The sequence below is a fragment of the Thalassoglobus sp. JC818 genome (assembly GCF_040717535.1).
Classification (GTDB): Bacteria; Planctomycetota; Planctomycetia; order Planctomycetales; family Planctomycetaceae; genus Thalassoglobus.
Map to the genome: position 1 here is coordinate 261499 of NZ_JBFEFI010000004.1, position 21071 is coordinate 282569.

The window sequence follows — 21071 nt, forward strand, 5'->3', positions numbered from 1 at the left end:
TCTTCGTGGGCAACTTAAGTTTCCATTTGCGTCACACATCCTCTTCGAGGCTCGACCGACACTTCTCGAGAAGGCGAGTCAATTCAGTCAGCTCTTTCTTCGTCATGTGCCCGAGCAATGTTCGATGCAATTCCATGACTGGCTCATCCATCTCTTCAAGAAGTTTCTCGGCTTTCTCAGTCAAGGCGATGTAAATCACCCGCCGATCTTTTTCGCACCGGTCTCGAGTGACCAATTCCGCTTTCTCTAACCGATCAATCAGTCCCGTGATCGCTGGGACAACTTGAATCATGCGATTGGCGACTTCCAGGCATGGCATCGGATCCCCTTCACCGCGAAGGATGCGCAACACATTGTACTGAGAAGCTGTCAGCCCAAACTTCCGAAAGAGACGGCCGAACCGATTCTCGAACTGGTCGTTCGTACGTAACAGATTCAGCATCGCTTCCTGCTCGGGCAGGTCGAATGGGTTGCGTTTCTTCAATTCGCTTTGCAGTTTTCCAGACATCACACCAAGACTTCTAAAATCACTTCGCACGACGATAGTTTACATGTCGAGTATTATTCGTCAAGAGGTGATACGGTAATTTTGTCTCATGGTTCACACCACCTGACAAACCACAGGAAAGAACAAACCGAGCGGAATCCTGAACCCGAGGGTTCAATCGAGTGCTCCTGAAAGAGTATCTTGCAGCGACTTCAGAAACTCAGCTCATGACCGTCTCGCACGACGAACGCTTTTATGCCGACGATTCGACTTCGCATTGCCTACGATGGAACCAACTACAGCGGATGGCAAGTTCAGCCCAACGAAACCACCGTGCAGGGTGTGATCGAAGCAGCGATTCACAAGCTGACCGGCGAAGCGATTAGCGTGCTCTGTGCAGGTCGGACTGATTCAGGAGTGCATGCCCTGGGGCAGATAGCGAGTTTCCGAAGCAACTTCAACATCCCTCCCCACCGTTGGCGGCCCGCTTTGCAGTCTCACCTTCCCGAGGATGTCGTCATTCTGGAGTCGGACCAGGTTGCTGATGAATTTCATGCCACATTTTCCGCTGTGTCAAAACGCTATCGTTACGTCATTCACAACAGCGTTGTCGAACACCCGTTCTGGCGGAAATTTGTGTGGAGAATCGCTCAGTCTCTCGATGAAACCGCGATGCACGAAGCGGCTCAGGTTCTCGTGGGGACACACGATTTTCGAAGCTTTGAATCTCACTGGCCGAACAAGGCGACCAGCGTACGAACCGTCCGTGCCATCTCCCTCCGACGGCACTCCGACTGGAATCTCTGGTCTGCATTGAATTCGAACGAGACAGAATCGAACGAAATCTCTGCATCGAATCGGACCACGAATGAAGCCACTGGAGATTTCATCAGCCTTGAAATTGAAGCGGATGGTTTTCTTTACAACATGGTCCGCACAATTACCGGGACCCTCGTCAACATCGGTCGAGGGACGTGGACCAAGGAAAATCTCCTCGACATCCTCAATGCACAGGACAGAAAAATCGCCGGAGCAACTGCACCGGCCTGCGGGCTCTATTTGGCCCAAGTCCATTACCCGCAGGAGTTACTGACACCACCTGAGAACGAATCGAGTCAGTAAGCAAACTGACCTAAAACACTGCAGCCGGCGGACGTGAGTTACTCGTCCGTTCCCTGTTTTCTGGTTTCAGAAGATTCCTCCCCAGAAGCTGGAGCGTCCCCTGATCTCTTGGCGACTGATGTGCCAGGCTTGAGTTGCGGGCCGGTCTTGTAGCGATCGAGAATTTCTTTCAGCTCGTCCGAATTCATGACTTCCTTCTTGAGAAGCTCTTGCGTCATTTCTTCGAGGACGTTCTTCTGGCTCCGGACAATCTCCCTCGCCGTCTCCATTGCTTCGTCGATGATCCGGCGTACTTCCAGATCAATCTCTCGCAAAGTTTGCTCGCTGTGAGCGAACTCCGCACTCGATTGCGACACGCCTTGCAGGAACGGCGAGCGTTTGGACTCTCGGTAATTGACGCGTCCCAGCTTGGGACTCATCCCAAACTCCATGACCATTCTGCGGGCCATGGATGTACTTTGTTCGAGATCGTTCTGCGGGCCAGATGATGTTTCATCGAAGAACAGCTCCTCAGCCGCGATCCCTCCCAGCGCGACGCAAATTCGGTTTTCAAGCTCCGTTTGAGTGACGAGATGACGATCGTCTTCCGGTCGCTGGAGCATGTACCCCAACGCTCCAAATCCACGAGGAATGATCGAAATCTTGTGAACTGGATCGGTCTGCGGCAGCGATGAAGCAACCAGAGCGTGTCCACATTCGTGATACGCGACCCGTAGTTTTTCGTCTTCTTGAATCAGTCTCGACGACTTTTCGAGACCTGCCACGACGCGTTCAATGCCTTCTTCAAACTCGACCATTGAAACGGCAGATTTATTCGCTCGGGCTGCGAGCAAGGCAGCTTCGTTGACCAGATTGGCTAAATCAGCTCCGACGAATCCCGGAGTCAGTTTCGCGATGCGTTTCAGATCGACATCATCGTCCATCTTAATTTTCTGAGCATGCACCTGCAGGATCTTCTCACGACCTTTATAGTCAGCCCGATCGACGAGAACATGCCTGTCGAATCGGCCCGGTCGCATGAGGGCTGGGTCGAGTGTTTCTGGACGATTTGTCGCTCCCATCACGATCACACTCTGATCGGAGGAGAAGCCATCCATCTCAACGAGCAATGCGTTGAGAGTTTGTTCTCGTTCGTCGTGCCCGCCGGGCATCCCGCTTCCGCGGGTTTTTCCGAGAGCATCTAATTCATCGATGAAAATAATGCTTGGAGACTTCTGAACTGCTTGTGCGAACATGTCTCGAACTCGAGCTGCTCCGACACCGACAAACATCTCCACAAAGTCTGAACCGGAGAGACTGAAGAACGGAACACCAGCTTCACCAGCGACAGCTTTCGCGAGCAGCGTCTTTCCCGTACCCGGCGGACCGACGAGTAGAACTCCGCGCGGAATTCGACCGCCGAGTGCCTGATATTTGCCGGGCGTTCGCAGAAACTCAACCACTTCTCTGAGCTCTTCGACCGCTTCGTCGATCCCAGCCACATCGTCGAAAGTAACTTTCACGTCATCTTCAGCCATCAAGCGACCGCGACTTCGACCGAATGACATGGCTTGTCCGGGGCCACCCATACGTCGCAGAAAGACGATAAAGATGAGCACAACCGCAGCCATCAGCATGATGGAGAAGATCGTCCCCCACTCAGTCTGTGGAGAAGTTCCTGTGAAATCGATACCAGACTCTTCGAGCAAATCAGTCAGCTTATCCAGATCCTGAGGCGAGATCCCTCCGACTGGAATCCGGTAGCGTTTCATCGCTTCGGCAGTTTCTTCAGAGTCTGCCGCACTCGCTACGGTTTCGGCATGAGAAGATGACTCTTCCGCTGCAGAGCTGGACTCCTCGGTCGGTGAATCCTGCGACTCAGCTGAAGCTGTCTCTTCGTCCGTTGACTTTGATTTGGGCTGATCCTGGAAAGTGATGTATTCCAATCCAAGTCGCAGTTCATGGACGTTCTGGGAATTGAACTCGCCGGATTTCAGTCCACGTACGAACTTGCCGAAGGTCAATTCGTTGGCGTGACCATTCTCGTTGACCCACGACCAAAGCAGAATCGCTACGATCAGGCCGATCAGCAGATACCAGAAAGTTGGACCGGAAGGCTTTTCACCCTTGGTCTTTTTGTTTTGTTCCGACGATTCTTTTTCTGGTGGGAGCGAGGTCATCAGCTCAACATCCTTGGGAAGTGGTTCGTTGCTCTTCTCTTACTCAATTAGATCGCAGCGAAATTCAGCCGGAATTTGTCTGTACGAAAATATTCCGGCCAGCAATTACCTCTTGAAGTGAGGTGCATCGCTGCACATCGAGCATGATTCGGAGCAAAATCCGTTCACATTTTCGATGTAATTTGCATTTTGGAAGTGCATTTTCGCAACTCTAGACCGCACCAACAGATCGGTCAACACCTGAGTGATTGCGGCAGACATTTTGCCTCACCCGAACTCCATTGCCTGGTGAGTGATGCGTCTAATCGGTGTATTCTATTCCGCTCCCGTCTCAGCTCCGGGAGAATCTGGCAGAATTTTGAGACGGACCGGCAGCGTCGCGTGTCCGCCAGCGTTGCCTGTTCGCAAGTGGAATAATCGAGTCTGCGGCTGCACCCAATCATCGGCGGTGATGAAGAACTCTCTCTGACTCTGATTCTCCAGCAGCAAAAGTCCGTTCAGGCCAATGTTGTCCACGTAGAGGCCGTGCGAGAGATTCCGACCGGAGTCTTCGTTTCCGAAGGAAATGAGTCCGTCGTATTCATTCCGTTCAGCTTGCACCTCAAGCATGATGGTTTCGCCCGGACGAATTTCGAACTCAAGAATTCCGGAATCGCTGGTCGCTACAGGTTGAGCACCTCCATCGGCAGGTCCGATCGCGAGATGGAGTTTCGGAGCTGCTTCCACGGAAACTTCGTCGAATCCATCAACCGAATGACGAACGATTTCGCCACGGATGTTCGCGGTCGCGGTGAACTCAATCCGAGACAGTTCTTCCTCAGTCAATTTCTCCGCTCCGGGATCTGCGATCAAAACAGCTTGAGCTTCGATCTGCTCTTCTTCGATCGTTACTGGAAGCGAACTGCGGAATCTTTCAGGAAGGCCAGCGACGTCGACAGTGATTTCTCCATCAAAATTGTCGAGCCGGTCGACTTTGATTCGGAACTCCGCTGCACCTCCGGAAGGCACATTCAGCTTGCGATCGACGAGCTGCGTTTTGAAATCAGGAGTTCGAGACCGCGCGATCAACTTATAATGATAATTCTCGCCCGACATTCCCCGGACATCACGAATTCTCAACACGTACTGACCGGTTTTCGGAGCGACGAAAAAGAGTCGAGAGTCTTTGCCGAGCTGACGTCTTGCTTCGTCGTCGTTCTCATAATTGACGGTAAAAATCGGAAGCCCGTTGGGAATGATTTCACTTCCGGGCGGATACGGTCGGACGATGTAACATGGCTCGCCGAGGGCGTGCGCAAGCGGAGTCGTGTCGAAGTATCCCCAACGATTTCCGCTCCCCGGATAAACATCGTAGCCTGAGTCCGGACCTCGCGGGTAAAGCCACAGCTTGACGACCTCGCCGTTGGCATACAGGTATTCATTGAGCGTCATCTCATCCCAATTGAAGACACGGAAGTCATTCGACTGGTCCGCCGTTTTCCCTCGGAATGTAAAGTAGCTGTCGCGGACCGCTTGCAGCAGGACTCGCTCAACCGGTTTCCCGGACTCATCGCGAATGTCGATGATCGAATCGAGCATCGATTTCGACCGGGCAGCATCGACCTCAAAGACCCACTCTTCACCTTCTTCTGCAGAGAATCGGAAGCAGTCTTCGTCGGCTGCTCCCTCTGCATGGATCAATCCTGTAATCGTGACAGGGAGTGAAACATCCTGTGCTGACTCAACCGATTGATTCGGCTCAACTTCAGCGACAGTCGAAGATGGCTTGTCTTCGTTGACCTTTGGACGAATTTCAATCGCAACCTGCTCTTTGACGCGTGATCCTCGCTTCGAGTTTTTCTTGATCGGATAGAAGTCGAGCGTTCCATCCATGCGGCCAACGACAAATTCATCTCCGTTCGGGGAGATCGACAGAGCCATCGCCACTTCGGGTTGGTTTTCGAGGACTTGTGTTTCCGTCAGCCCAGCGGTTTCCCAAACTTTGATTGACCGATCATCAGAAACTGAGACGAGTGACTGGCCATCTGCAGTATATTGCAGTTGAACGATCGGACCCTCGTGAGCAAATCGTGCATAGACGATCGGATTGATCCTGGCTTCTGATCGAGAAACGAACTTCCAGACGCGAATTCGATTGTCCGCCCCGGCAGCTGCGATGTGATTTCCATCGGGAGAAAACGCAACGCAATACTGTTCTCGTAATGGCTGACCGAGAGTATCCAATCGAGCACCGTCTCGAACTCGCCAGACTTTGCAAGTTGCATCCGCACTGGCACTCGCGAGAGTCGTTCCGTCCGGGCTGAATGCGATGTCATAGACAGCCCCATTATGTCCCGACAATGTCCGAACTGGCTTTCCGGTTTTGATATCCCAGAGAATGATGTCTTTGTCGTAGCTGCAAGTGGCGAGCAGCGTTCCATCGGGCGAGACTTCGGCGTCGTAGATCAAGTCGCGATGCCCTTGGACCTCGAGCACTTTCCTCCCGAGAGGCCATTCCCACAGCGTCGCGACACCACCCAAGCCAGCGACACCCGAAGCAGTGACCAGTTTTCCGCCACCCAGACAGAAATGAACCGAACTGACTTTCCCGTTCAGATCTGACAACTGAGACACGGAATGCCAGTGTTGTTTCTTCTTTCCGGTTTCAACATCTCGCGTTCGAAGCTGTCGCTGCATCTCGACATTTCCGAATCGGGCAATCGCCAGAGCATCCCCGGTCATCGACCAATCAACCGCGGTGATCGGCTTCAATTCAGTTCGTGAAGGAACGTCAGGTGTCTTGAGCGTCATACGATCCGGTTCTTCTCCTTCCGGACCGCGTGCTCCCTCTTCGAGCCAAAGCCGAATCTTTTCAACTTCCTCAGCAGTGGGTGCAGGTTCATCTTCAGGCGGCATCTTCGGCTCATCAGCTCCGGAAATCAGCCGGAAAACGAGGCTGGATTGAGGATCGCCTGCCAGAAATGCTGGCCGATCCTCGACACCTTCACTCATGGAGCGAAACGACTCCGCAGAGAACTCGCCCTCGCGGTCTGCATCGTTATGGCATCCTGCACAATACTTTTGAAAGATCGGCGCGATCTCCGTGGAATAGTCCACTTCAGCTATCGCCTGTTGTGGCAAAACGGCAGCAGCCACGAAAGCGAAGAAGATGGCTAAATCAATACAACGATCACGCATCACGGAGTTTTCCTCTGAGCATGTGGGAGAAATTCACATGGGCTCATTTTAGAATCCAACTCCGAGTTTCGCACCAATCAACAAGAAATAATATGAACTCGTTGAGTGCCCCGTCCTCGATGCTTGGTTACTCACCCTCATCAGGAGAGAAAGTACCAGTGCCCGGGAGCACTGAATTCACAAGCGGAATGCTGGGGTTGGGATCGGCAAGGATCTCAGCCAGTGTGGTCTTTCGGAAAGCTTCTTCCATGACCTCAAATGCCTGATCCATCCGAGAATGCAGCGGACACAGGTGTTCCCCGTGTGAAGGGAGTCCCAGCGGACATGTCTTGATCCGTCCGATCGGTTCGACAGCATTGACGACATCAAGAATTGTCAGCGTCTCGGGGGGAATCGCGAGTGAAATTCCGCCACCGACTCCACGTTGAGAATTGAGAATCCCCTCGCCGCGAAGCCCCTGCATGACTTTCGAGAGATACGCCTGCGGGACTTTCGTTGCTTCAGCGATCTGCGAAGTGGTTTTTCCCTGCGGAGCGACAGACGCCAGATAGACGACCGCTCGCAAGGCATACTCAACAGTCTGCGACAGCATCAACTCATCTCCGCAGCAACATCAGCAGGGAATCAGGCTACTTGACGATAGACCCAATGATCCCCTTCGACAACACGCATCGGCAAGCACAATCGACAATCTCTCGAAACCGAGACCCGGAGAATTGACAGGCGTTGATGCATTCGGAACGGAAATGCCGCTCAATCGATGACACTTTGCTTCCAAGACGCTCGAAATCGTCTTTCGATCGCAGTCACATTCGGAATCGATTTCTTAGTCCAGCTCAGCATAAGTTGACGTCGTCGTTCCGGAGAAATTCCCCAACCTGGGCTAGAGCTGCGAACTTTCGCAGTCAGTTCCTGCATTGCCAGTGCTGCTGCCACCGACACGTTGTAGCTTTCAACAAAGCCATACATCGGCAGATGAGCCCGATACGCCGCCCCTTCGATCACCTCATCCGGGAGCCCGGTCTTCTCGGTTCCGAATGCGAGCACGAGATTCTCTTCCACTGGAAGTGAAGCGACAGTTTGACTTCCGGCCGATTCCGGAACCATCGCGACCACCTGAAAGCCCTTTTGATCGAGACATTCCAGCGATCGATCCAATGCTCCTGGTCCCGAATCGCGTTGGATCGTCAACCAACGATCGGATCCCCGTGCGATATCTCGATTTGGAGAGAACTCCTTTTCCTGCTCCACGACAAAGACATCCTGAATCCCGAACGCATCGCAGCTTCGCAACACGGCACTCGCATTGTGACTCTGATAGACATCAAACAACATCAATGCAATCGATGCGATCCGTTGATCGAGAACCTCTGCAATCCGCTGTCTGCGATGAGGAGTTAGAAACTCATTTAAAAACTCCTGAAAGGCTGCTTCGTATTCTGGCATCGGACTCTTGTTTCGAAACGAACTCTTGGATAACCTGCGTGTCTCCCAACCAGTTACTGGTTGACCATGTGGTGGGCATAGCTCAGTTGGTTAGAGCGCCTGATTGTGGTTCAGGAGGTCGCGGGTTCAAATCCCGTTGCTCACCCTCTCTTTTCTTATGCAAGTATTCTGAACTTGCACGTTTTCTTCAGTTGTTTCGCACCCAGGCAGCGGCATTGCGAGCAGTCTGACTGACAACATCAACTCGCTCACTTGTCGACGAGGCACTTCAATGTCGGGCGCAGTGCTTCTCAGCGGCGACTCATCGCCACATTGGATTCACGAAACTGATGGAAGGGACCGGCACAATCTCCTTGCGAAATCCCAATCCGCCCTGCAATTCTCGGAAGCTATTGGAATGCCGAGACTTTGACAACCTGCTCCCGCGCATTAACATGCAATTGAGAACTCCCTTGTGAGTTCTGCGGTGCCAACCTCTTCAGCTCTGTCGGATCAATTACCATGTCCATCCCGGTGACCCATCGTGACATTGACGGAGTTCAGGTGCTCGTCATTGGAATTGACGATGTCAGCATCTCCGAGGATGCACTCGAAGAAATCAGCCAGAAGCTCCTCGATTACACAGTCAGCATTCCCCCGCAAGTGGTCGTCGATATGCAGCATATCGACTTCTTCGGGTCGTCCTTCATCGAAACGCTGTTTCGCATGTGGAATCGAATCAAAGCAGTCGACGGTGGACGATTTGCACTGAGTGGGCTTCGCCCCTATTGCCTCGAGGTTCTGCAGGTCACCAACCTGACCTCCGTTTGGCCCATTTACCCCGACGTTGATACAGCAGTCGCCTCTTTCAACGACAGCCGGGCCGAGTCATAAACTCTCTTGCGAACTCGTTCGCCACTTCAGCGGACTGGGTCACTCTCTTCTGAAGGTGCTTCCTTGATCGGAACACGAACGAGAATGTCGGCCTCTTCGACCTTCACTTCGTAGCAGTCTGTCTTGATGTCGGACTTTGGATTGTCCATCCATTTCCCATCTTCAAGGCGAAATCGCCAGGCATGCCACGGGCAACTCACCTGACCATCTTCGACGTAGCCCGCTGAAAGCGATGCACCCATGTGAGGACAAAGATCGTTGATCGCGAGGTATTCTCCGCTCACATTGAAGATCGCGATCAGCTTTCCATTCACCGGATAGGTCCGCCCTTCCCCATCAGGAATCTCACCAGTCTTCGCGACTGCAACAAACTCGTCCATCCAACCTCTCCTTTTCGAACATTGTTCGAACGCAATCGAACTCATCAACAACTTCAGCCCATTTTCAGCGTTCCGATGCGCTCACTCAGATTTTCTTTTCAGAGTTCGCTTGATTGAAAAGCCAACGATCAAATGAAAGAACGTCTGGTTTATGCTGACAAAAACCAGACGTTCTTTTCGGCTTTTCAATACCTGCTGAGCGATTGTGCCAGCCGGACTTCAGCTCACTAGGAACCGATTGCAATCAGAGTGAAACCCTTGGCTTTCAAACCGTTTTCCGCCAGGATTTGACCGACAGACTTGCTGTCGTCTTTCGCGAAAGGCTGTTCGGTCAGAACACCTGCTTCGTCGCGGTAGAAGACCTTCATTCGACCATCAACGATTTTCTCGATGATGTTTTCAGGTTTTCCGGAAGCCTTGGCTTCTTCTGTCAGGCGAGCACGTTCCACTTCGACCACGGCTGGATCGAGTTCTTCGACCAGTGTGACGACGGGCCGCATCGCTGCGATGTGCATAGCGATGTCACGCAGAACGGCAGGATCTTTTGCTTCGCCTTCTGCCTGAAACAGAACGGCGGTCTTTCCGTCGTGGTGAACGTAAACACCAACTGGTCCAGGAACGCGGGCGACCTGACCGACGACGATTTTTTCGCGGATCTTGTTGATCGTTGTTTCGTACAGTTCTTTAAGAGTTCCGCCGGCAGGGTTGTCCTGCTCGAGCAGTGCTTCTCCCGAGTCCGCACCTGGCCCGTTCATCAACTGAGCTGCAGCTGCGTTTCCGATTTCAGCCAGTCCTTCGCTGCCAGCAACTGGTGCTGATTCGCAAAGCATGGCAACAGCGACAGCCTGTGAGCCATCTTCGCTGACGAGAGTAAAGATACGACCTTCGGCGGTTTCGTTGTCCGCCCGCTTGACCATGACCTTCTCGAATTGCTCTCGGAGGATCGCGATTGCCTTATCTTCATCGCCTCCGGCCTCCACGAGAGCCTTTTTGCAATCCATCATTGGCAGGTCAGTTTTTTCCCGCAGTGCTTTGACTGCAGCAGCTGTGACTTCGGCCATCTCCGAAATCCTCCTCGATCCGTGGACATTCAATAGTTTGTGTATGCAACCCGTTCGGGTTTTCTACGAATTCAATCGATGGCCACACGCCATCGTCAATTGGTTCCTTCAGGAGCCCGTAGCTCTCCCGCAATTTGATTGATTTCCGAGTCAGTTTCTCAGGGAAACGTTCTCGATTGCTTTCGGAAAATCGCACCCATTTCGCCAAAACAATCGACCGATGACTTCGAACTCCGTCTCCCTCAATCGATCGACGCCTTTGATTCAACTCTCTACGCAGAGAAAACAAACTACGTAGCGAACGAGTGTGCGAGACTCCCAGGCATCAGCAATCAACTCCATCCTTCCGCCTCGCGAACTACAACCAACGTTGCACGATTCGTTCGAAAGAAGCTTCACCCCGAAGACACAGAGAAACCAGAGAGAAGACGCGGAATTCCCCCGGGAATCAAATGAGGCACTCCCAGAGAAGCCGGTATTGTTGCGAAACCGGCATTGAACCACAACAGTTTGTGACTCGATTCGTCCGCAGCTCCGGCAAATGTGCTTTGAATGAATTTCCCATAAAAAACCCGCCGAGGCTATTCGGCGGGTTTAGGGTGTTCACGAACGCGATTTTCGGCCGGAGAGGAAACCTGATTCCGGGACGAATTCATTGCCCCGTTTCAGATTTCGCTCACACTTCGACAACGATCACAAGTGAATGAGTGCCACTCCAGCGGATCGCCGGACAATGTGAAACTCGGTTCTGATCACCTCAGCCGAAGTCGCGAATCAGCCACTTACACTGGAACCGACTCTTCCGACTCAACCGCTGGCAATTCATCGCTTTCGCCGTTGTAGAGCGACTCGACGAACCCACGCAGGTGCTCGGCACGAGTTTGATGCTGCAGCTTCCGCAATGCTTTCGATTCGATCTGTCGAATTCTCTCGCGGGTCACTTTGAAGATTCGACCGGTTTCTTCGAGTGTGTAGCTGTAACCATCGCCGAGACCGTAGCGGAGCTTAATGATTTCCCGCTCACGATAGGTCAGACTTTTCAACACATGGTTGATTTTGTCCCGCAGCATCTGGTGCATTGCTGAATCGGCAGGAGTGTTTTCACTACCATCCTGAAGGAAATCACCGTAGCTGGAGTCTTCGCTTTCCCCGACTGGAGTATCGAGACTGATCGGGTGCTTCCAGGTCTTCATGATCCGTTCCGTTTCCTCAACGGAAAGACCAACAGCTTCTGCAAGCTCTTCGGTCGTCGGCTCACGACCAGTTTCCTGACGGATCTGTTCGCTCTTCGCCTTCAGAGTCGAAATACTCTGGAACATGTGGACAGGAATTCGAATTGTACGAGCGTGATCGGCGACAGCTCGTGTGATCGCCTGTCGAATCCACCATGTCGCGTAAGTCGAGAACTTATAACCGCGGCGGTATTCGTACTTTTCAACACCACGCATCAAACCGGCGTTACCTTCCTGGATCAAATCCAGGAAGCTCAAACCACGGTTACGATATTTCTTGGCGATGGAGACAACCAGTCGCAGGTTTCCACCGGAGAGCTGCTGCTTGGCGTGTGTCCAGGCATCGAAGCGATGCTTGATCTTTCCAAGCCGAGCTTTGAATTCAGCTGGCGTTTCGCGAGTCATTTCGACGAACTCAGCAAGTTCACGCTGCATCATCTCGACTTCGCTGGCCGCCGATGGACGACGACGAAGCATCTTGATGTCGCGGACCAGTTCGTTCATGCGATCACCGATCTGCTGCATCCGCTTGTAGACCGGTTGCAGTCGATGGGTTCGCACAGAAAGCTCTTCGGCCAGTGAACACATTTTTCGGCGGCGAATCACCATTCGCTCGCGTGCTTCGGCGATTTCCTCAGCGGAAGTTCCCTCTGCTCGCATCAGCTCGAAGTCAGCTTCGTTCTCTGCCAGCAGCTGCTTCAGCGTTGGCAGATTGATCGGCATACGCCCCAGAATCTGTTCTTTCTTGGTGTTCTCAGTGTCAGATGTTCGAAGCGTACGCTCGAACGGGAGTTCTCCCGAATGCACCTGATCAAGAATCTCAACAGCTGTGTTGAGTGCGAAATCCGATTCCATCAACGTCCGACGGTATCGCTTTCGTGTGATTTCAATTTGCTTGGCGAGGAAGATCTCATCTTCGCGTGTCAGCAGCGGGATGTTTCCCATCTGGCTGAGATACATACGGATCGGGTCACGGGACGACATCGGCGTTTCAGGCTCGATGAGTCCGCGAGCGACCGCCATTTCGGTCACTTCCGGTTCCGTGGTTTGCTGCTGCTCCATGCGCGTCTTTTCAGCGACCGTCCGAGGAGCATCGGGGTCGTTGATCAGTGGGAGGTCCAATTCCTCAAGCGCCTGGATGATTCGATCCATCATCACAGGATCGCCACCCTCATCCGGGAGGAATTCATCAACCGCCTGGTATGTCAAGAATCCTCGCGCTTGTGCGCGGTCCATCAACGATTTCAATCCAGAATCTAGCCGATGCACAGTTCACTCCAATCCAACATGCAATTTCAAAATAAACAACAGCTGCCGCTCTGATGAGTTCGCGAAATCTTCACATCACTCCAGGAACGCAAGGACGCAGCAACAGAATTTCATCTAAGAAGAAAATGACCGAACGTTGCTTACTGACCCACCATCCAGCGAATCAGACAGAACACAAGTCAGAAAATCAGACTTTCCGGATGATTCTGGAAGCAATCGGCTTTGAGTACCTGATTGAAATCCCCCTGGACTCACCAAAATTACGGTTTCCAGCAACAGAAAACCGACTCGGTTTTCACGGGGAAGGGTCTGCATTTCCAGAACAACCTGCTATTGGTCATCAGGTGTGCCGTCACCCCACAAACCGTTTTAGTGGACAACCCTATCCAACCGGGTTGATTCCAAGCTTACCACGTTTTAACTCACACGATTCGGCGAATCTGCCAATGATTGACAATCAACCTGAACGTGGTGGAGACCCGTAGCACATAGGAGGTCTGAGTAAAAAAAGAGGAGGGCAGAACCGTTGCAATCGACAGTCCAATCGATAGGGGGTCTTCAGCATCCTTACTCGCTCCCATTTGGGGGGCCGTCGTCGAATCCTGAGGACCACAAATTTCCGTAACATCTTGTCAACAAATAAGTGTGTTCGATTCGACCAGCCACTCTCAGTTGTCAATTTTGTCCTCAACTGAGGCGCCATCGTAACACACCCTTCCCCCTCGTCCACGCAAAATTTTGGGGAACAAACGATTTCTTCAAAATTCATTAAAGTTGGTTTCCCCACCTATTCTTATGCGTCAAATCTCGTTTGGTCAACTTGATTTCCGTCAAAACTTCGGCAGTCATTATCTCGGAAATCGGAGTCGATCTGGCAATCAATCCGGAGCGTCTGCCATCAAAATGCAACTATCGTGAATTCGCTCACCGACATGTAACAATTTCAGTAAATTCGTCAGGTCTCAGCGACAGACCGTCGCGATTGCGACTTATAAACCGGGTGCAACGCTGTAACACTTCAGAGTTGATTGATCTCTGAGGTACAGTCTCCCATTTGAGAGAGCTGGAAGAGCCCTCATCGTCGAGCGAAAGAGCCTCGCCCGAGACAGCACTTTCATGCGTGTGTCCTCCATCCTGCCCAGCAGAACTTCACCGGAAACAAGGCACGCCAGAAACTTCCCATCAGCGTGAATGAGGGTTCCGTATCCGAAATTTGGCTCTGACCAGACAAGTTTTCCCGTTTTCAGCTCGAGGCACTTCAAGTCGGCAGGCGGAACGTCGTCTCGTCCGTCAATCACGTAAATTTTTTCGTCGATCACGATCGGCGTGCAGTACTGAGACGCCATCGTCCGTTCCGTTTCCCAGACTTCCTTAGAACCGAAGAAGTCAAACTTCACGTATTTTGAACCAATTCCGTAGCTGGAAGTCACGAGAACGTGATCGCCGAGAACAACGGGACTTGCTCCGTTGACGGTCGGTCCCCGTTGACCGAATGGGAACTGAAATCGAAGATATCCGTTTTCCGGATCCATCAGCATGCACTTGTAGCGAGTGATAATCATGACATGCGGCATGCCGGAGATGGAACACTCAACTGGAGCGGAGTAGCTGGCCGGTTCCTCGGTTCTGCTCCACAGAACCTCTCCCGATTCCAGATCAAAACCAACGACACCCGCATTCTCTTTTGAACCTCCTACATTGACGATCACCCGTTCGCCAATAACAAGAGGTGTGCTGCCAAACCCGAAGTAACCTTCCCGGGCTCCGAATTCCGACTGAGTATCGACCTGCCAAAGCTGTTTGCCCGAAATCCGATCAATACATGTCAGGACGCCCTCAGCCCCAAAGGCAACAATTCGATTCCCCGCAATGACAGGCACGCAAAGCGGACCATCTCCGCCACCCACTTGCGGGTAAAAGTCGGTCGGCCACTCGACTTTCCACTTCGATTCGCCCGTTTCTGCGGAAAGCAATTCGACAACTTCGTTTCGCTTCACTCGATGAAACAGGATGACATCGTCACCCTCAACAGCAACGCCAGCATAACCACTCCCGACGTTTTTCTCCCAAATCACTGGTGGTCCACCAGATGGCCATTCATCAGCCAGTTTTTCGTCGGCTGAAGCGATGCCGTTACGGTTCGGTCCCAGAATCTGCGGCCAGTCACCAGCCAATGCGGAACTACCGAGCCCCAGCAGAGTGAAGATGACTCCCCAACACAACGTCCCCAAACGTACCATTCCATTCCTCCTGATCTGTTCGCTTCATCCGCTGTCAACAACTTCCGGATTTGATCAATCCGAAACAATTCCTGCGGGACTCACCTGATTAGATGTGGATGGTACACAGGCGGAATTCACATCTCCAAGCCGAATGCGATAGCACGCAGCAGCGGATCGACAGTGGTGACGGAGATTTCATCACGCCAACTTTGGAGCGATTTGGACATCTGAAGGAGAACGAGTGCGCGTCAGTGCGAAGCTTTTCGGGGCAACGCGATCGCGTACATCATGGTCACTGCCCCAACTCCGACGAACGTGAATGCCATCCACTCCGGAGGGTGAAAAGTGCGGAGTCCATTGTCAGCGACGCGGGTCAGCAACTCGACAACTGGAGCGGGTGTTTCGGAGATTTTGGCGTTGAATACGACTTCTTCAACTACGCAGAGCACCACGCCACAGAGCAGCATGTAGAGACCAACAGTGAGAAATGCAGATCGAATCATTGCCAATTACACACCCAAAGCATCTTCAAGTCGGTTTTGCACGAGTTTATCCAGCTGAAAGTCGAGTGCCTTCGCCAGATGAGATCACAGCAAGACAATTTCACTCTTACCGAAAACACTCGATTTTGCGCGTCGTTGAGCCTTCTGCAAGATGTTTCTCACCCGATAAGGGACTCTCCCTAGAAAGACTCCGCACGGAAGTGAGTAGTTTCCCTGGTCGATCGACTCTACTTAGGCTGCAGACCCCGTTGGCAGACTCTAATCGTCAATTGCGGAACATCCGACCGTCGACACACTACTGCTCAACTTGCACGACGTCGGAGTCAAAACCTTGGTTCTGATGAATCAGGTTGAACCAAGCGAAGACGCAAAAGAGCTTGCAAGAGAGAATCGTGCTAACTTGTTTAGCTCGCAGTGATCCTTCGAGCCAGCTTGGATGAGAGACTAACCAATGCCCGCTGATAATCCTGTACGGTTGAATTTGAACCGGGACGCGGAATGAGGATCAAATCGATTCCATCGGGAAGGTCGCTTTGAGAGAGTCGAAACGCTTCCTTGAGAAGCCGTCGAATGCGATGTCGAACGACTGAGTTTCCGTTCTTCCGCGACACGCTCAGCCCGATACGCGTTACCCCAGTCGGGCTTCTGTCCGCAAAAATCAGAAGATGTTCATTGCCCGCACGAAGTTTCCGCGCGTAAACCCGCTCGAAGTCGCGGCCGCTTCTCAGTCGCTGCTCTCGGGAAAACGTTCGACTCTGCCCGACTCCATCCTCTGATGGGGGGATCGCAGGTTCTGTCTCACTGGAAGTCTCATTCGACATTGCTGTCTATTCCTCGCACGATCGCACCGCCGCTCCCATGACGGATGAGATTTCATTAATCGCTGGAAGTAGATTGGCGACTTCCTCCAGCACGGGAACAACCACTTCTTCCTCAAACTCGACTGCCTGTTTGTCTTTCCAGACTTCACGAACAGATTGCCAAGCGAGCGAGAGCTTCTCGGTTGCATCTTTCAATTGCCCTGCCCCCGATTGAATGTTTCCGGGTCTCATCGTGTTTCTCCAATTCTTTTTGTCCACTGTCTTCTGGTTTCGACGACTTCGACTGATCGCCAACTGAATTGCAATCAGAATCACCAGCTACCGAAGCCGATTCTCACTGAGCAAATTTCATTGCAGAAAGTTTCTTAAATTCCGTGACCAAATGATCTCGAATCACGATTTATCGGACTTCGGTGGCGGCCCATCCATCTCGGCGTACGACTCCAGAATCGTGGCGAGTCTGTCGAGACGAGTCACTGCCTTCGGGAGTTCGGTTTCAAGCATCATTTGCAGCCGCGCGAATCGACCTCTGAATTCATCGGTCTCATGTTGAAGCTTGTTCGCCCAGCGTTTCACATGCTCCATTTGCTCCTGGCAAGTGCGAACTCTTCGCTGAGCAGCGTTGTAGGCTTGCTTCTCCTCCAGACACGAGGGCCGATGGCCAGCGACCGTTCTCATCCGACACGTTTCGTAAGCTGTTCTCGTCTGGCTGACTAAATCGAATGCACGCCGGGTTTGAATCGTCCAATATTGTGGTCGGTCATGTTCGATCCACTCGTTCGACTTCTGCAATTCCATTCCCATGGATTGAAGTGCTGACGAAGCGTCTTCGATGAATTGAATCAACGACGCCCGAAACGTCCTCAGTGCTTCGATACTTATGAGATTTGCAGACATAGACTTCCCAACTTCTAATCGATGGTGACTGATTCAGTACGGTCCTACTACTTTCGAGTCTCAATCCGTACTTGCATCAGAAACAAGCTGTGCCTTCCATCATGACGAGTTCTCCGCGATTCGTCACTCAGCAAGAAAACGTCGACCGGCGACCGCCGTGATCTTCAAGCAAGTGAATACTTTTGAAACGCAGAGACCTCTCACTCTTCCACACGATTCAATTGAAGTCACGTTGAATCGTCGAGCACTCACCCTGCGTGTTCGTGCGAGTTCACGAAGACCATTTCAGAAAATTGCTTTCAACTCACCTTTGGAATCACACCTCGAAACCGCTAATCTTACCTTCAATGTGTTCCATCGCTGATCAAAGTCATTTCATGATTCGAGGAGACGGACGATGAGAGCGTTTCTGACCGCTGTACGATTTGCTTGTGTCGTCGTGATTTTCTGCGAGACGTCCATTCTCGCAAACGAGGTCGACTCCGAGAACGCGGAGGATCTCTTCAACAGACGGATCATGCCCATCTTCCGATCCGCTGAACCATCAAGCTGCATCCAGTGCCATCTCTCTTCGGTCGACTTGAAGGAATACATTCTCCCCTCTCACGAAAACACGTTTCTTTCTCTTCGCGATCAGGGATTGATTGACGTCGAGAATCCAACGAACTCGAAGATCCTGAAACTCATTCAAATGGGTCAGAAAGATCTCGACGAGGGTGCCAAACTCATTCACGAGAAGATGCGTCAGCAAGAGTTCGATGCATTCTCCAAATGGATTGAAGCTGCTTGTGCGGACGCGGAACTGGTCAATCGATCTCCACTCTCTCCGAGCCAACTTGCCAAACCCGCGAAGCCTGACGAAGTCATTCGCCATACTCGACGCAGTAGCCTCGCCGAGTCATTCGCGAAGACCGTCTGGACGCACCGCATGCGATGCTTCCCCTGTCATACCCCGCACGAGATGGACGATTCCGACCCGCGCCATCAAGCCGCGATCAAGAAACAGCAGGAGTTCGCTGAGAAACATCCGGAACTCGTTGATCGCCTTGATCTCTTTCAACGAACGCCCGAAGAGACGATCGACGAACTGGTTCGCCGGAGCCGGGAGACCGAGCCGGGCGACTACCCGATGCTCAACCTTGAAGATCCGACGAAGAGTCTTCTCGTCCTCAAACCGATGTCGAAGCTCCCCGCAAAAGTCGGCGAGAATGAACTCGGTCCGCCGTCATCGTCAGATCCAGTCAGCCACTACGGCGGCTTAAAACTCCATCCGAACGACCAAACCTACAAAGCCATCATCAAGTGGATCGATGACTATTCTCAAGCGGTTCATGGAAACTACAAAACAGTTTCTGACCTTCCGGAAGACCTGTGGATCGGGACTCAACAAGTCGTTCGACTGACAAGTATCCCAGAGTCCTGGCCAGTTGGGGAGACCGTTCAGATTTTCGTTCACACCTGGGACGAAGAGAATCAAGCCGCAAGTGATGAACCGGTCGCATTCACCCAGGGAACTGTCACACCCCGCCACATGGTCAACGGAACTCTACTAGTTATCGCCCCGCGAGAATCGGCAACAGGAACAACATCGCCCGATCCGTTCACGCCTGGAAAATTCATCGTGAAGGTTTACCGAGACCAACATGGGAAGATTCAAAACGCACCAACTCTTCTCCTCGGAGAAACAGACCTGGTCGGAACCGCAGAATTGGATCAACCCAAGTGGCGGGAAGGATTCCGCTTCGCAGAACAGATTGATGCCTCAGACCTGAAATAGATTTCCCTCGTAGAGCATTTTCTGATTTTGTGTGCACGATCTCGCACGAGCAAATACAGCCTTATAACTCATGAAACCGAGCAAGCGAGTGCACAAGAAAGAGCAACTTGCTCTAGTTCAATGAGTTCAATGAGTTCAACGGGAGAATCGATTGATGACTCAGTCCATCGATCGATTCTCCTGACCTTTGAAACACCTCAAATCATTCCCCCCCGACGCACAGCACAAGCGACTCATCCACTCTCCTGCTTCGCCTCGCATCCACGCACACTTCCATTGAACTGAGCCCTATGAATTCCACTCCTTCGTCGAATCCTTGGTACTACCGCATTGGCCCGGGACTGATCACAGCATGCGTTGTTATCGGTCCTGGCAGTATCACGACCAGTTCCTCGGTCGGTGCCAACAACGGCTATTCAATGCTTTGGATTGTTGTCGTTTCCGTTGCATTCATGATGCTTTACATGACTCTCGGGGCGAAACTCGGTGTGGTCGCTGATCGTTCCGCTGGCGATTTAATTCGTCAGCATGCTGGGTCATGGCTGGCGATCCTGGTCGGCTGTTGCGTCTTCTTCATCTCGGCAGCTTACCAGTCAGGAAACAACTTCGGTGTCGCTTCCGCATTCGAAGCATTCTCGGACTCGCAGGAAGTCATCGTCGGTCTGATTGTGGCATTTAATGCCATCGCGTTGATGTTTCTGTTCGCATTTAAAGATCTCTATAAAATGCTCGAACGCCTGATGATGGCGTTCGTCGGACTGATGCTGATTTGCTTCGCGATCAATCTCGTCCGACTGGAGCCCGATCTGGGAGAGATGGCAGCAGGCTTTGTTCCATCCGTTGGGATGATCGAACTCGACTTGCTGGGGCTTCTCGGAACGACGTTCGTCACGACAGCTGCCTTCTATCAAGTTTATCTTGTTCGACAAAAAGGCTGGGGTGAGTCGGAACTTCAAAACGGCCTGATGGATGCCCGAATCGGATCGGTCATCATGGGAGTCCTGACGATCATGCTGATGTCGACCGCAGCGGCGGGGTTATATACCGGAGAACCGGTCGTACTAAAATCTCCCGTTGACATTGCGCGAGCTCTTGAAGCAACGTTTGGAACCAACGGCAAAGTGATCTTTTGCTTCGGCGTCTTCTCAGCTGCCTATTCATCGTTTCTCGTCAATTCAATGATCGGTGGCTTCATCCTCTCAGATGGCCTCGGACTTGGAGCAAGTCCCGATCAGAAATGGCCCCGACTCTTCACAGCAGCCGGATTGCTGACGGGCATGACTTTCGGAATCGCCGCCATTTTGTTCGGTTTCGATCTGACTCCTTCGCTCATTATGGCCCAGGCAGTCACAGTGATTGGAGCCCCACTCATTGCAGCCATCTTATTCTGGTTGACGTCTCGCAAAGACATCATGGGGAAACACGTCAACTCTCCTGCCACCAATTTGGGAGCGGCACTGGGACTGATCCTCCTGCTAGGCATCGCCGGATACACCGCGTTCGTCAAGATTCCCGACAAATACCGAAACTACGTTGCCTCCACTTCAGAAGCCGCTGAAGAAGCATCCGCAGCGAATGCCGAAGCTGAAGCCATCGATGAAGACGACGAATGAGCAGCTTGCGCACACGCCCACAGTGATTGATG

The 21071-nt window shown here is 52.2% G+C and carries 18 protein-coding genes and 1 tRNA gene; 6 read left to right on the forward strand and 13 right to left on the reverse strand.

Annotated elements, in window-relative coordinates:
* Positions 1–31 precede the first annotated feature (31 nt).
* Entirely contained in the window at positions 32–511 is a 480-nt protein-coding gene (locus tag AB1L42_RS12090; protein WP_367056644.1) for a MarR family transcriptional regulator, read from the reverse strand.
* 231 nt (positions 512–742) lie between these two features.
* Here AB1L42_RS12090 and truA point away from each other — a divergent pair, with 231 nt between their 5' ends.
* Positions 743–1609 (forward strand): tRNA pseudouridine(38-40) synthase TruA, encoded by an 867-nt coding sequence (gene truA / locus AB1L42_RS12095; RefSeq protein ID WP_367055417.1) that lies wholly within the window; start codon positions 743–745, stop codon positions 1607–1609.
* 38 nt (positions 1610–1647) lie between these two features.
* On the opposite strand, the gene ftsH is transcribed toward truA, so the two are convergent.
* From ftsH to AB1L42_RS12115, 4 genes are all read right to left on the reverse strand, one after another.
* Complete coding sequence (gene ftsH / locus AB1L42_RS12100) at positions 1648–3768, reverse strand: ATP-dependent zinc metalloprotease FtsH (protein ID WP_367055420.1); 2121 nt, start codon at positions 3766–3768, stop codon at positions 1648–1650.
* Between the two features lie 315 nt (positions 3769–4083).
* Positions 4084–6945: a c-type cytochrome domain-containing protein gene (locus AB1L42_RS12105; protein WP_367055424.1), complete on the reverse strand. Its 2862-nt coding sequence runs from the start codon at positions 6943–6945 to the stop codon at positions 4084–4086.
* Positions 6946–7072: 127 nt separating this feature from the next.
* Positions 7073–7537 carry an Rrf2 family transcriptional regulator gene (locus AB1L42_RS12110; RefSeq protein ID WP_367055427.1) on the reverse strand — a complete coding sequence of 155 codons (465 nt, stop codon included), beginning with the start codon at positions 7535–7537 and terminating at the stop codon, positions 7073–7075.
* Between the two features lie 161 nt (positions 7538–7698).
* Positions 7699–8391 (reverse strand): RNA methyltransferase, encoded by a 693-nt coding sequence (locus AB1L42_RS12115; protein ID WP_367055430.1) that lies wholly within the window; start codon positions 8389–8391, stop codon positions 7699–7701.
* A gap of 71 nt (positions 8392–8462) precedes the next feature.
* On the opposite strand from AB1L42_RS12115, the gene AB1L42_RS12120 reads away from it, so the two are divergent.
* Positions 8463–8536, forward strand: a tRNA-His gene (locus tag AB1L42_RS12120).
* Positions 8537–8892: 356 nt separating this feature from the next.
* Positions 8893–9264, forward strand: a complete 372-nt coding sequence (locus tag AB1L42_RS12125; RefSeq protein ID WP_367055433.1) for an STAS domain-containing protein — start codon at positions 8893–8895, stop codon at positions 9262–9264.
* 26 nt (positions 9265–9290) lie between these two features.
* Here the strand turns inward: AB1L42_RS12125 and AB1L42_RS12130 are convergent, their stop codons facing one another.
* The 3 genes from AB1L42_RS12130 to AB1L42_RS12140 form a co-directional block, all read right to left on the reverse strand.
* Positions 9291–9644 (reverse strand): Rieske 2Fe-2S domain-containing protein, encoded by a 354-nt coding sequence (locus AB1L42_RS12130; RefSeq protein WP_367055436.1) that lies wholly within the window; start codon positions 9642–9644, stop codon positions 9291–9293.
* A gap of 227 nt (positions 9645–9871) precedes the next feature.
* On the reverse strand, positions 9872–10705 hold the full coding sequence (gene tsf, locus AB1L42_RS12135; protein WP_367055440.1) for a translation elongation factor Ts: 834 nt from the start codon (positions 10703–10705) through the stop codon (positions 9872–9874).
* 782 nt (positions 10706–11487) lie between these two features.
* On the reverse strand, positions 11488–13206 hold the full coding sequence (locus tag AB1L42_RS12140) for a sigma-70 family RNA polymerase sigma factor (RefSeq protein ID WP_367055443.1): 1719 nt from the start codon (positions 13204–13206) through the stop codon (positions 11488–11490).
* A 53-nt stretch (positions 13207–13259) separates the two neighbouring features.
* Here AB1L42_RS12140 and AB1L42_RS12145 point away from each other — a divergent pair, with 53 nt between their 5' ends.
* Positions 13260–13691: a hypothetical protein gene (locus tag AB1L42_RS12145; RefSeq protein ID WP_367055446.1), complete on the forward strand. Its 432-nt coding sequence runs from the start codon at positions 13260–13262 to the stop codon at positions 13689–13691.
* Positions 13692–14195: 504 nt separating this feature from the next.
* Here the strand turns inward: AB1L42_RS12145 and AB1L42_RS12150 are convergent.
* The 5 genes from AB1L42_RS12150 to AB1L42_RS12170 all read right to left on the reverse strand — a co-directional run bounded on the left by AB1L42_RS12150 (position 14196) and on the right by AB1L42_RS12170 (position 17649).
* The gene (locus AB1L42_RS12150) at positions 14196–15446 is read right to left on the reverse strand and encodes a PQQ-binding-like beta-propeller repeat protein (protein WP_367055449.1); all 1251 of its coding nucleotides are present in this window, start codon (positions 15444–15446) and stop codon (positions 14196–14198) included.
* A gap of 230 nt (positions 15447–15676) precedes the next feature.
* A complete protein-coding gene (locus AB1L42_RS12155) occupies positions 15677–15931 on the reverse strand; it encodes a hypothetical protein (protein ID WP_367055452.1) in 255 nt (84 codons plus the stop codon).
* 404 nt (positions 15932–16335) lie between these two features.
* Positions 16336–16752, reverse strand: coding sequence for a ribonuclease P protein component (rnpA, locus tag AB1L42_RS12160; protein ID WP_367055455.1), 417 nt, complete (start codon positions 16750–16752; stop codon positions 16336–16338).
* Positions 16753–16758: 6 nt separating this feature from the next.
* On the reverse strand, positions 16759–16983 hold the full coding sequence (locus AB1L42_RS12165; protein ID WP_367055458.1) for a hypothetical protein: 225 nt from the start codon (positions 16981–16983) through the stop codon (positions 16759–16761).
* A gap of 162 nt (positions 16984–17145) precedes the next feature.
* On the reverse strand, positions 17146–17649 hold the full coding sequence (locus AB1L42_RS12170) for a hypothetical protein (RefSeq protein WP_367055461.1): 504 nt from the start codon (positions 17647–17649) through the stop codon (positions 17146–17148).
* A 397-nt stretch (positions 17650–18046) separates the two neighbouring features.
* On the opposite strand from AB1L42_RS12170, the gene AB1L42_RS12175 reads away from it, so the two are divergent.
* Positions 18047–19426, forward strand: a complete 1380-nt coding sequence (locus AB1L42_RS12175; protein WP_367055464.1) for a hypothetical protein — start codon at positions 18047–18049, stop codon at positions 19424–19426.
* 290 nt (positions 19427–19716) lie between these two features.
* Positions 19717–21039 (forward strand): Nramp family divalent metal transporter, encoded by a 1323-nt coding sequence (locus AB1L42_RS12180; RefSeq protein ID WP_367055466.1) that lies wholly within the window; start codon positions 19717–19719, stop codon positions 21037–21039.
* Positions 21040–21071 lie beyond the last annotated feature (32 nt).

Coding starts and splice junctions, on each gene's coding strand:
- AB1L42_RS12150 (WP_367055449.1), bottom strand. CDS start 15,446: ATGGTACGTTTGGGGACGTTGTGTTGGGGAGTCATCTTCACTCTGCTG.
- AB1L42_RS12115 (WP_367055430.1), bottom strand. CDS start 8,391: ATGCCAGAATACGAAGCAGCCTTTCAGGAGTTTTTAAATGAGTTTCTA.
- AB1L42_RS12175 (WP_367055464.1), top strand. CDS start 18,047: ATGAGAGCGTTTCTGACCGCTGTACGATTTGCTTGTGTCGTCGTGATT.
- AB1L42_RS12130 (WP_367055436.1), bottom strand. CDS start 9,644: ATGGACGAGTTTGTTGCAGTCGCGAAGACTGGTGAGATTCCTGATGGG.
- ftsH (WP_367055420.1), bottom strand. CDS start 3,768: ATGACCTCGCTCCCACCAGAAAAAGAATCGTCGGAACAAAACAAAAAG.
- AB1L42_RS12145 (WP_367055446.1), top strand. CDS start 13,260: ATGAGTTCGCGAAATCTTCACATCACTCCAGGAACGCAAGGACGCAGC.
- rnpA (WP_367055455.1), bottom strand. CDS start 16,752: ATGTCGAATGAGACTTCCAGTGAGACAGAACCTGCGATCCCCCCATCA.
- AB1L42_RS12155 (WP_367055452.1), bottom strand. CDS start 15,931: ATGATTCGATCTGCATTTCTCACTGTTGGTCTCTACATGCTGCTCTGT.
- AB1L42_RS12165 (WP_367055458.1), bottom strand. CDS start 16,983: ATGAGACCCGGAAACATTCAATCGGGGGCAGGGCAATTGAAAGATGCA.
- truA (WP_367055417.1), top strand. CDS start 743: ATGCCGACGATTCGACTTCGCATTGCCTACGATGGAACCAACTACAGC.
- AB1L42_RS12105 (WP_367055424.1), bottom strand. CDS start 6,945: ATGCGTGATCGTTGTATTGATTTAGCCATCTTCTTCGCTTTCGTGGCT.
- AB1L42_RS12110 (WP_367055427.1), bottom strand. CDS start 7,537: ATGCTGTCGCAGACTGTTGAGTATGCCTTGCGAGCGGTCGTCTATCTG.
- tsf (WP_367055440.1), bottom strand. CDS start 10,705: ATGGCCGAAGTCACAGCTGCTGCAGTCAAAGCACTGCGGGAAAAAACT.
- AB1L42_RS12170 (WP_367055461.1), bottom strand. CDS start 17,649: ATGTCTGCAAATCTCATAAGTATCGAAGCACTGAGGACGTTTCGGGCG.
- AB1L42_RS12125 (WP_367055433.1), top strand. CDS start 8,893: ATGTCCATCCCGGTGACCCATCGTGACATTGACGGAGTTCAGGTGCTC.
- AB1L42_RS12180 (WP_367055466.1), top strand. CDS start 19,717: ATGAATTCCACTCCTTCGTCGAATCCTTGGTACTACCGCATTGGCCCG.